General features: G+C 58.0%; 1 rRNA gene. It reads right to left on the reverse strand.

Annotation, left to right across the window (positions count from 1 at the left end):
* A 23S ribosomal RNA gene (locus tag B085_RS0137040) occupies positions 1–1,186 on the reverse strand; the annotation flags it as partial.

Consider the following 1,186-nt stretch of genomic DNA (forward strand, 5'->3'; position numbering starts at 1 on the left):
AAATCCCCTCACCAGCAATGGCCCCCCTTCTCCCGAAGTTACGGGGGCATTTTGCCGAGTTCCTTAACCATAGTTCACCCGAACGCCTCGGTATTCTCTACCTGACCACCTGAGTCGGTTTAGGGTACGGGCCGCCATGAAACTCGCTAGAGGCTTTTCTCGACAGCATAGGATCATCCACTTCACCACAATCGGCTCGGCATCAGGTCTCAGCCTCCATGAGTGGCGGATTTGCCTACCACTCGGCCTACACCCTTACCCCGGGACAACCACCGCCCGGGCTGGACTACCTTCCTGCGTCACCCCATCGCTCACCTACTACCACCTCGGGTCACCGGCTCCACCACTCCCCATCACTCCGAAGAGATCAAGGGCGGCTTCACGGGCTTAGCATCAGAGGGTTCAGCGCTGGCGCTTCAAAGCGGGTACCGGAATATCAACCGGTTGTCCATCGACTACGCCTGTCGGCCTCGCCTTAGGTCCCGACTTACCCTGGGCAGATCAGCTTGACCCAGGAACCCTTAGTCAATCGGCGCAAGAGTTTCCCACTCTTGTATCGCTACTCATGCCTGCATTCTCACTCGTGAACCGTCCACGACTCCCTTCCAGGGCCGCTTCACCCGGCACACGACGCTCCCCTACCCATCACAGCCTCCGTTGGGAGTAATGCTGCAATGACACGACTTCGGCGGTACGCTTGAGCCCCGCTACATTGTCGGCGCGGAATCACTTGACCAGTGAGCTATTACGCACTCTTTCAAGGGTGGCTGCTTCTAAGCCAACCTCCTGGTTGTCTGTGCGACTCCACATCCTTTCCCACTTAGCGTACGCTTAGGGGCCTTAGTCGATGCTCTGGGCTGTTTCCCTCTCGACCACGGAGCTTATCCCCCGCAGTCTCACTGCCGCGCTCTCACTTACCGGCATTCGGAGTTTGGCTAAGGTCAGTAACCCGGTAGGGCCCATCGCCTATCCAGTGCTCTACCTCCGGCAAGAAACACACGACGCTGCACCTAAATGCATTTCGGGGAGAACCAGCTATCACGGAGTTTGATTGGCCTTTCACCCCTAACCACAGGTCATCCCCCAGGTTTTCAACCCTGGTGGGTTCGGTCCTCCACGCGGTCTTACCCACGCTTCAACCTGCCCATGGCTAGATCACTCCGCTTCGGGTCTTGGGCATGCGACT

Origin of the sequence: Streptomyces sp. BoleA5 (assembly GCF_000373665.1) — a bacterium.
In the GTDB taxonomy this organism is placed as follows: Bacteria; Actinomycetota; Actinomycetes; order Streptomycetales; family Streptomycetaceae; genus Actinacidiphila.